General features: G+C 58.6%; 7 protein-coding genes. 1 reads left to right on the top strand and 6 read right to left on the bottom strand.

Annotated features, from left to right (window positions below; translation table 11 throughout):
* Nucleotides 1–178 precede the first annotated feature (178 nt).
* A complete protein-coding gene (locus ACLHHB_RS04410; RefSeq protein ID WP_410217075.1) occupies nucleotides 179–1,480 on the top strand; it encodes a solute carrier family 23 protein in 1,302 nt (433 codons plus the stop codon).
* 2,049 nt (nucleotides 1,481–3,529) lie between these two features.
* Here ACLHHB_RS04410 and ACLHHB_RS04415 read toward each other — a convergent pair.
* The 6 genes from ACLHHB_RS04415 to ACLHHB_RS04440 all read right to left on the bottom strand — a co-directional run.
* The gene (locus ACLHHB_RS04415) at nucleotides 3,530–3,730 is read right to left on the bottom strand and encodes a hypothetical protein (protein ID WP_410217076.1); all 201 of its coding nucleotides are present in this window, start codon (nucleotides 3,728–3,730) and stop codon (nucleotides 3,530–3,532) included.
* Entirely contained in the window at nucleotides 3,727–5,082 is a 1,356-nt protein-coding gene (locus ACLHHB_RS04420; RefSeq protein ID WP_410217077.1) for an amidase, read from the bottom strand. The genes ACLHHB_RS04415 and ACLHHB_RS04420 overlap by 4 nt, the downstream gene beginning before the upstream one ends.
* Nucleotides 5,072–6,490, bottom strand: a complete 1,419-nt coding sequence (locus tag ACLHHB_RS04425; RefSeq protein WP_410217078.1) for a TRAP transporter large permease subunit — start codon at nucleotides 6,488–6,490, stop codon at nucleotides 5,072–5,074. Before ACLHHB_RS04425 ends, ACLHHB_RS04420 begins: the two co-directional genes overlap by 11 nt.
* A gap of 48 nt (nucleotides 6,491–6,538) precedes the next feature.
* Nucleotides 6,539–7,123 (bottom strand): TRAP transporter small permease subunit, encoded by a 585-nt coding sequence (locus tag ACLHHB_RS04430; protein WP_410217079.1) that lies wholly within the window; start codon nucleotides 7,121–7,123, stop codon nucleotides 6,539–6,541.
* A gap of 58 nt (nucleotides 7,124–7,181) precedes the next feature.
* Entirely contained in the window at nucleotides 7,182–8,327 is a 1,146-nt protein-coding gene (locus tag ACLHHB_RS04435) for a TRAP transporter substrate-binding protein (RefSeq protein WP_410217080.1), read from the bottom strand.
* 819 nt (nucleotides 8,328–9,146) lie between these two features.
* A partial coding sequence (locus tag ACLHHB_RS04440) for a hypothetical protein (protein WP_410217081.1) occupies nucleotides 9,147–9,357 on the bottom strand: 211 nt, incomplete at its 5' end.

A 9,357-nucleotide genomic window follows, 5' to 3' on the forward strand; every position in this document is an offset into this window, starting at 1 on the left:
CCGGCACAGGCGGCGGGGCGGTCCTCCTTCCGGAGGCGCTTGTTCCTGCGGATCGGCATGACGGCGAACAGATTTGATCCTTCGGCTGAGACGGGCAAATCCCCCTTGCCGTGAGGGAAGGCTTGGCACATTAGGCCGATTGATATCTGCAATGGCCACTCCCGCGAAGGAGCCAAACATGAGCTATTTTCCCAAATGGCCGCTGACCCGCAGCGCAGTTGTCCTGCCCGAGCAGCGACTGCCATGGCCGGCCATGATTCCGATGGGGGTGCAGCATCTGGTAGCCATGTCGGGCTCGACCATCCTGGCACCACTGCTGATGGGGTTCGACCCCAATCTGGCAATCCTCTTCTCAGGCATCGGCACGCTGGTCTTCTTTCTTTGCACAGGTGGCCGGATGCCCAGCTATCTTGGCTCTTCCTTTTCCTTCATTGCCGTCGTGATAGCAGTTACCGGCTATGCGGGCACTGGTGCCAATGCAAACATCGGCCCCGCTCTTGGCGGCATCATCGCAGCAGGCGCGCTCTACGCCCTGATAGGCACCATTGTCATGGCGACTGGCACCGGCTGGATCGAGCGGTTGATGCCACCTGCAGTCACCGGCGCAATTGGCGCGGCTATCGGCCTAAACCTTGCCCCTGTCGGCGTACAAGGCATTCAAGGAAGCGGGTTGCATACGGGCGTCGCTCTGCTCACCTTGCTGTCGGTCGCCCTGTTCTCGACCTATGGCACTGTCGCAATGCGGCGGGTTTCAATCCTCTTTGGGATCGTGGTCGGCTATGTCGCGGTGCTGGTTCTAGGCAATGGTATGGACCTCTTGCCTGCAATCGACTTTACTGCGCTGACTGCCGCGCCTTGGTTCGGTGCGCCCACCTTTCACAGTCCGACCTTCGAGATATCGGCCATGCTGTTGATCGCACCGGTCGCCTTGATCTTGGTCGCCGAGAACTTGGGCCATATCAAGGCCATTGGCGGCATGACCGGCCGGAACATGGATCCCTATATCGGACGCGGCTTTGTTGGCGACGGTATCGCCACCATGGTGTCCGGGGCAGCGGGCGGTACTGGCGTCACCACTTATGTGGAAAACATGGGTGTCATGGCAGTCACCCGGGTGTTCTCGACTCTTGTCTTTGTGATCGCAGCGTTTGTCGCCATCGCACTTGGCTTCTCACCCAAGTTCGGAATGCTGTTGCGTACCATCCCGGAACCCGTCCTGGGAGGTCTCGCAGTCGCTGTCTTCGGCCTGATCGCTGCAGCGATGATCCGGTTGTGGGTCGACAACAAGGTTGATTTTTCCGATCCGAGAAATCTTTTCACTGTTGGGGTCACGCTCGTCTTCGGCTCAGGCAATTTATCCTTTTCCGTTGGCAGTTTTGCAATCGGTGGCATTGGAACCGCAACGTTGGCTGCGCTGATCCTGTACCAACTTCTCGGCATCGGCAGGAAACCACAAGAGCAGGCGTCATCCTCCTCTTGAGTGGAGGACCATCCTTCGTTTTGGCGTGCATGGCCTGACAGGTTCCCGATGGCAAATCGGAGGATACGATAGAGGCCTTTTTCATCAACCTCATGCTAGATGAGCGGTGCATCTCTGGAGACGTGTTTGAGACCAAAGTGCCGTAGACGAAAATTGGAGATATTCCGGCAAAAACCGTTTGTCGATCGCCAATGAATTTGAACGAGACTGACGAAACGACACAGATGTTCCTCAGGCTGACGACCAACGGTACGTGACGACGCATGCACAGAGTGATCGCAAACGTTCGCGCCGTGACACGCGTGAAACCCTCCAGGCTTGCAGGCCGCAATCATCAACTGCCTTCCTCGCGTGAATAAGGGAGAATATGCTGTCGGACCTTGCCAATATACCTGCTGGAAACTACTCTCGATCCACAATGAGATTCGCTCATGGTCGAGGTGGCGCCCAGCACAGCCTCTGCCACAGAATAATATAATCTTATGTTTTCCCTGCCGAACGTCAGTCGGCGCCACTGGCTCGCGCTTGCCCAAGAGGCAACTGTGATATGTGCACAATCCTTAGTTTGTCTCGATAAAAACGATCCTCAGCAAATTGCAACTCAAACTCAGCAACAAGAGGCCGTTCGACAGCTGAGAATGTGCGGCGACAGTGCCCCTAGGATGCCGCGTAAGCGTTGTACATAATCTGATATCTGATGATCTTCGAACAGGTCTCCTAGCGGCGCCAGTATTGCCCACTGGATGAACCCAAGACAAATGATCCGTACTCACCTTGAGCGCAATCTGAAATGCGCCTATTGGCGCAAGTTGACAGCCGGCGGGGGCACATGAGGACGGTGCCGCAGTGCGCAGACCCTCGCAGCAAGGTTGAGTGAAGAACATGAACAAGCAAACAGGCAACCTCCCGCATCATTCTGCACCCTTGTCATTGTCACCCCAGTCAATGAGAATGGCCTGTTATTAACCGAAGAAAACGCGCGCAGATGCTTGGGCTACCCAACACCGGCCAGCGTGTTTCGAGAGGAATTGATCCGGTTGTAGGTCCTAACGTGTCTTGAGCCAGATTCCATCCGATGAGCTAATCGGCACCGTGACCGGCGCTGGTGCCTTTCACACCCGGCGGTGCCCCATAGCCCTCAGGGATCGCGGCGGCACCGCCGTCATCGCGATCCACAGGAACAGCCGCCTTTGGAGGCAAGACCGCCCCGTTGCCCGTGCCCGCACCGACATCCTTCGCGCAGCCAGACGCTGGTATCGGGCGAACGGGATCGCACAGGTTCCGGCGATCATGTCCCGAGGCAGGATCAGGGCAAGATGCGCGACTTCACATCTTTCGGCGAACAGACAGCCTCGCGGGATCCCGACAGCAAACCGCAGAACTCCGCATCCGCATCGCACGCAGGAACCGCTGCAACGCCCTCAGCGCCGCCGAGATCGAGAACGTGCCGTGACGTGGCCTAGGAAAGGACAATTTCGCTTTGATCTAAATTTTGCGACAACGCTGCACAGAGGCCAGCAATAGCCAAACCTTACAATCTTGGAATGCTACGGCAGATGGCTGGCTCGGCAATCACATTTGATTATTTTACCTTGCATTGATATCAGAAATTCAGGGATCATCTTGATCCTTCCCTTGGCCGGTTGTCCGCCACAATCTTGTGCAGCGGCCTGTGCCCACTGACCAGACATGAGTCGAGGGCGTGCACCTCTTGCTGATGTAGAGTGCCACGGCCTTGGAGTGAGTACCCTAGAACGAGATCTTAGCTTGCTCTCAATCGCGCTTCTTTATGAAGCTTAGGGCTGTCCGAACTCAGACATGGCAGATTTTGCAATAAAGGCATATAAAAACCTCTGCGCGGCTGGCTTCGTCGTAATGCCGAAACAGACACGCTCTCTCAGGAGGGGCGATGCCAACTCTGCATCGGCTTTTATACTACGCCTCGCCAATGTCTCAGCTTCTCAACACTTGCGGCGGTCTTCAAAAGACGACCTAATTGAGCGTGGCAGATTTCAGCCCACCAAACCATCACTGCAATCTAGTATCGGTTCATTGCCTGCCCCCTTCAGCCTTGTCTAGCCGCGCATTTCTGACATGGCTGCGCAACACTTGTGCTGTGTCCACGGCCGAAAGCACCAGTGTGAACAGGACGACACCAGCAAGATCCAGTCGCGGAACATGCCAAACCAGAATCCCAAGAAAGCCGAGCAGCAGGGCGTAGGCCCCGATGGCCATAAGTTTGTCTGTCATTCGCCTTGTCTTCCTCCCTTTGCGAGATGCGGGCCCATGTGTCGCATCAACCAGCTGGCGGTGCGAAGCAATCGGGCGTCCTCGCCCCGGCGCCCGATCAGTTGCACGCCCAGGGGCAGACCCGCACCGTCCTTCAGCAGCGGCAGGGTGATCGCCGGTACTCCGCATAGGGTCCATGGACCGTTCACGACAGGGGAACCGGTGCTGTTATCGGCCAATTCAGGCGCGGGTCCTGTTGCGGCAGGACACAGGATTGCGTCGCAGCGCGTCAGCAGTTCGTCAATCCCCGCGTTCAGGATCTGCCGCCAGTCGAGCGCGGCAAGATAATCCCGCGCCGGGATAGCCTTGCCTTCGTCCAAGGCCTCTCGCATGCGCGGCGACATCTGGTCCCTGCCTTGGCGTTCCAAGGCGTAATAGCATTTGGAAAGCTCAGCCAGATTGATGCGGCGGCGGATAACATCCGCTTCGGCAAGACCGGGCAGGATATCGACGCGATGAGCATGCTCTCCCAACTCTTGCGTCAGTTCGGCAAGTGCGTGATCCATCACGGCATCAGCGCCCGGGAGCGAGAACACTGCCAGCAGGGGCGGCAGCGGCGGGTCTTGCATCGACGCGTCCGCAAGGCGCGGAACCGGTGCCATGACCGTAGCGCTGTCTTGTGGATCGTGTCCCGCCATCGCCTGGATCAGTAGGGCCGCGTCCTCGACCGAGCGCGCGAACCCGCCGATCGTGTCCAGAAACGGCGATTGCATCAGGACACCCGTGCGCCCAATCAAGCCGTGGCTGGGCTTGAACCCGACGACCCCGCAATAGGACGCGGGCCGGATCACTGATCCTCCCGTTTGAGTACCCACCGCAAGCGGCACCTGTCCCGCTGCAACCGCAACCGCTGATCCGGAAGACGACCCGCCGGGACTTCGGGTCAGATCGTGGGGGTTTCGGCTGCGCGAGGGCTCGAGGAAGGCCAGTTCCGTCGTCACCGTCTTCCCGATGATGACCGCGCCTTCTGCCCGCAGACGCGCCACCAGGTGCGCATCATGGGAGGGGACGCGGCCTCGCGCGATCGGTGTGCCGTATTCAGTGGGCATGCGCGCCGTGTCGATCACGTCCTTGATGCCTATGGGCACGCCATGCAGCGTCCCGACAGCGCGCCCGGATTTCCGCTGCACATCCAGAGCCCGTGCCTGGGCCATGGCATAGTCGCCGTCGACATAGGCCCAAGCCCGGAGTTCGGGCTCGGTCACGGCAATGCGCTTCAAGCAGGCGGCGGTCGCCGCCTCTGCGGACATGGCGCCCGAAACGATCAGCTGACGCAACGCTGCAGCGCCGAGGGAGGCAGGATCAGAAGCCATAGATCATATTTGGAAGGACATACACGATGCCGGGGAAAATATACATGATTGCCATTGCGATGAACACCATCAGCAGGAAGGGCATGACGCCTGCAAAGATATGCGTCAGCTTCACTTCTGGGGGTGCGATTCCTTTGAGGTAATAAGCCGACATGGCCATTGGGGGTGTCAGGAACGACGTTTGAAGGTTCAGCGCCACGAGTATGCCGAAGAACAGCGGGTCGATGCCGAACATTGGCAGGAGCGGCAGGAAGATCGGTACGAAGATGATGATGATTTCGGACCACTCCAAAGGCCAGCCCAGCAGGAAGATGATCAATTGAGCCATAAGCAGGAACTGCAACGGTGTCAGGTCCAGCCCGGTGACGAACTCGGAAATCAGCTGCTCGCCGCCCAGGTAGGAGAAGACCGACGAGAAGGTGTAGGAGCCGACGAACAGCCAGCAGACCATCGCCGTGGTGCGAACCGTCAGGTAGACAGATTCCCGCAACCGCTGGAAGCTCATGGCGCGGTAGACCACTGCGAGAACGATACCCCCAAGTGCTCCGATCGCTGCAGCCTCGGTCGGGGTGGCAAGGCCAAAAAGGATGGATCCCAGCACGGAGAAGATGAGCAAGGCAAGCGGAAGGAACGAGGTAATCAGCATCCATGCCAACTTGCCCCCGGGAACCGACGGCACCTCGTCCTCCGAGAGCCGAGGCGCAACCGATGGCTGCAGGATCGACCGTACCACAATATAGGTCAGGTAGAGGCCCACCAGCACAAGGCCCGGCAACATTGCCCCTGCATAAAGCCGCACGATCGACACGCCCGAGGCCGCCGCATAGACGATCAGCATGATCGACGGCGGGATGAGAATGCCGAGGGTTCCCCCCGCGCAGATGATGCCTGCCGCGAACCGAGGGTCGTAGCGGGCCTTGAGCATCGCCGGCAGCGCCAGCAGCCCCATCAGCGTAACCACCGCACCGACGATGCCGGTCGCCGTCGCAAATAGCGCACAGGTGACAAGCGCCGCCACCCCCATCGAGCCGGGCATCCGCCGCGCGGCAATGGCCAGCGTCGAGAACAGGCGGTCGACGATATTCGCGCGCTCGACTATGTAGCCCATGAACAGGAACAACGGGACTGCGGTCAGGACCTCGTTAGACATGACCGTATAGGTCTGGTTGATGAACAAGTCGAAGATGCGGTTGTTGTAGAACCCCTCGAGCCAGGACCCCTGCTGCGTCAGCCAGCTCGCGTCCTCGGGAAGGCGGTCAAGTCCGCGCCACATCCGCCCGGCATCGAAATAGGCATAATAGCCAAAGCCGATGCCCAGGGCCATCAGCGTAAAGGCGATGGGAAATCCCAGAAACACCAGGAAGATGAAAATGCCCAGCATCGCAAGGGCGACCTGCGGGTCAGTCACGTCCTGACCTCCGCGTCATGGGCTGAGAATGATCCAAAGCCGCCTGTATCAATCGACATGGATGCCCTCTCTTTTCGCTTGCTCCCGCAGCAGCAGTTCCTCGGTTTCCTCGACATCCTCCTCCGCAGCGATCCAGACCCCATCGCGCATGGCGATGACGCTGCGCATCAATTGTGCGATGCCCTGGATGAAGAGCAGCATGCCTGCAGCGACCACGACCGCCTTGAACTGATAGATCGGAATGCCAGTAGGGCTGTTCACGCTGACTTCCCCATATTGCCAAGAGCGGGCAGCATATTTCCAGCCGGACAGGATCAGTGCAGTGATCCCGGGGAAGAAGAACAGCAGATAAAGCACGAAATCGACTGCGCCCTGCACACGCACCGGCCAGAGGCGATAGATAAAATCACCACGGACATGGCCGCCACGAGACAGCGTATACGCGCCGCCCATCATGAACAGCGTGCCGTACATGATGAACGAAACGTCGAGCGACCATGAGGTTGGGCTGTTCAGCACATATCGCACGAACACCTCGTAGCTGACCCCGAAGGTCATCAGCATGATCAGCCAGCCGAAAGTCTTGCCGAACCAGCCGGACAGGCTGTCGGCAAAGCGAATGAACGACAGCATTGTTTTCTCCGCAATCGGACTCGCCCCTGCGACAAGCGCAGGGGAAAGCGAATGACTTCTACAGCTTCAGCTCGCCGGGGAAGAAGTGCTCATAGGCCAAGGTGTAATCAGGCTTGTTCATGAGCTCGTAATAGGTCGTTCGCTTGACCCATTCCCGCTGACTGTCCAGCACCTTCTTAATGAACGGATCGCTTTCCAAGGTGCCGATCATCTCGGACCATGCCTCCAGTTGCGCTGACAGGATGCTGTCGGGCGTCCTGTGGATCGTGACTCCGCCTTCGTCGCGCAGCTTGATCAGGTCGGCCGAATAGTTGTCCAACGCGAAAGCCGTATTGTAGGTCGAAACAGCCTCGACTCCGTGCTCTAGGATTGCGCGGAGATCAGGTTCCAGGTCCTCCAGAACACTGCGGTTGAACAGGAACTCGAACGCTTCGGACGCCTGATGGTAAGATCCGAGGTAGTAGTTCTTGGCCACATCCGCCGCGCCGAAGCGAAGGTCGGATGACGGGTTGTTGAATTCGAAAGCGTCGATCACGCCGCGTTCCATGGCCGGAACAATTTCACCTCCCGGCAATTGCGCCACGGACATGCCCATCGATTGCAGCAGGTCCGCCGCAAGGCCGACAGTGCGGTACTTCATGCCGCTGATATCCTCGACCCCGTTGATCGGGTTCTTGAACCAGCCGAAAGGTTGTGCGGGCATTGGAAAGGCCATCAGGCCGACCACATCCAGACCCATGTTGTCTTGCGTCAGTTCTCGGTAGAGTTCGCGTCCGCCGCCCTGATAGAACCAGCTGAGCATGTTGGTGGGATCACCACCGAACACCGGACCGGTGCCGAACAGGGATGCGGCCTTGTTCTTGCCATACCAGTAAGCAGACACTGAATGCGCGATGTCGATCACGCCGTCGCTGACGCCGTCCATCACCTGAAAAGCGCCAACCACGGCTCCCGCCGGCAGCAGGTCGATCTTGAGCCGGCCGCCCGACATGGCCTCTACCCGCTCCACGTATTGCTGGGCCATGGTCTGCCAAACATCAGATGCAGGCCAACTGGTCTGCATCTTCAGCACCATCGGCGATTGCGCCAGAACTGCGGGTGCCGCCAACAGCGTGCTTGCCGCAGCACCGCCCGCGATAGTGCCGCTTCGGCGCAGGAATGAACGTCTTGAAACAGTCTTGCCGCTTTCGATGTCCTTGGTCATTGATCTCTCCCCTAAGCGGCCCAAGGCCCTCCTCCTGACCTATTATGCCGCATCTGCCATCCTGCCGCTTAAAATATCAATCTGACAAGTCTTAGAACCTAGCCGCCGACTTTGGGATGAGGGCGATGCCTCCTCGGCACCGCTTTCACCAGCCGAGCGGCTCTGCTGATTATGGTGCTGCACCAGCCTGGCTTTTGGCAAGAACGACTGTAGTACGGGCTGCCTTCGCGTCAGCCTCACTGCCTTGGTGTTCGAGTTGCTGCGTGCGCCCATCAAGCGGGGCGCTACGGCTGACCCTGCGCACAGAGCACTGCATTGACCTTGGAAAGCAACAGGCGCGGGCGCTTGCCCGCAGTCTCTCATTTCGGCAGGGCCGCCAGAATTGCGTTCACCCTACCCGGCTCCGCGCTGTCTGACGCACATATGCCAGAGCAATCCAATCAATCTGGCGGGTCATAAACCCCACAAGTCCGGAGTCAGACTAGAAAATTTCTGACACATTTGAATACGCAACAAGACGATCTCGGGATGACATCATATTGGCTACCACCGTACTCCGAAGGCTGTGGCTAAGGCTTACACAGCCGGCAACAAGCGCAGATCAAGTCATGTCGGCTGCTTGCTCAACCGCTTTATGTAAGCGCGGAACCCATAGGTGTCCGGCAGTTGGTTTTGAGCGAGACTAGCGAGGAAATCGCTCGATGAACAATCTTCGCTGGCTGATCGACGCCCGAGTAAAATGCTTGGAGCCGTTCTTTCCATAGCCCCCTGACAAGCCGCAAGTTGATGACCAGCATGTGCTAAACGGCATGACGCTCATCAACCATGGTGGGTTGCGTAGTGCAGCGCGTCCAAGGAACACAAGCCGGCGAATATCCTCCACAACCGCTGGAGCGGCAACGAAGTGTTCCTTGGAATCAGGATGGGTACAGCAGTCAGGGCATCATTGTGGGACGTCCAGTTCGTCGTGCGGGGACGCGCAGCCCCCGGTTGGCTCATGCCGGGACGCTTGCCCTGCCGGCCCGATCGC

Source organism: Paracoccus sp. (in: a-proteobacteria), from assembly GCF_046462195.1.
In the GTDB taxonomy this organism is placed as follows: Bacteria; Pseudomonadota; Alphaproteobacteria; order Rhodobacterales; family Rhodobacteraceae; genus Paracoccus.